Source organism: Bartonella vinsonii subsp. berkhoffii ATCC 51672, from assembly GCF_902825225.1.
Lineage (GTDB): Bacteria > Pseudomonadota > Alphaproteobacteria > Rhizobiales > Rhizobiaceae > Bartonella > Bartonella berkhoffii.
The window spans coordinates 1-591 of sequence record NZ_CADEAK010000099.1 but is presented as its reverse complement, the minus strand read 5'-3'; the positions used below and the strand labels follow the sequence as shown (position 1 = coordinate 591).

General features: G+C 36.4%; 1 protein-coding gene and 1 pseudogene. Both read left to right on the top strand.

Annotation, left to right across the window (positions count from 1 at the left end; genetic code table 11):
• Nucleotides 1-228, top strand: a 228-nt coding sequence (locus tag J7R10_RS08440; RefSeq protein ID WP_281432509.1) for a transporter associated domain-containing protein, incomplete at its 5' end; no start/stop codon positions are given.
• Nucleotides 191-591: pseudogene (locus J7R10_RS08435) on the top strand (apolipoprotein N-acyltransferase); the annotation flags it as partial. The gene J7R10_RS08440 and the pseudogene J7R10_RS08435, both read left to right, overlap by 38 nt.

Here is a 591-nt window from a genome sequence, read left to right as displayed (position 1 = left end):
CTCGGTCCTGATTTTATTGTCGGGGAATATGGTGATGAAGTTGATACTATTGGTGGTTTGATTGTTTCCATTCTTGATCGAATTCCTGCAAAAGGTGAAGTTGTTGAAGCTGTACCTGGTTATCGATTTCGTATTTTGGAAGCTGATAAACGCAGAATTAAGCGGTTACGCATTTTTCGCACTTCAGAAAATGAGAATTTTGAGAACAATGCCATCCCTAAAAAATAGTCAAACTTTTTTAAGAAATTTCACACTTTTTTTGTTTTCTGTTAGCAGCTGGAAGCGGCAAATATTGGTGTTTCTCTGTGGTGCTTTTACTTCTTTTGCACTTCCACCCTTTTATTTGACACCTCTTTGCTTTTTAACTTTCCCTCTCTTTATTGTTTTACTTGACTCAATACGGGCCGCAAAAAACAATAAAAAACATTTTTTTATTTACGCTTTAAGCTGTGGAACCTTTGGTTTTAGTTATTTTATTTGCGGACTTTGGTGGCTATGCAATGCTTTGTTAACAGATCCAGATTCTTTTGGTTGGGCAGTCCCATTAGCCATTTTAGTTCCTCCACTCTACCTTTCTCTTTATTGGTTTTT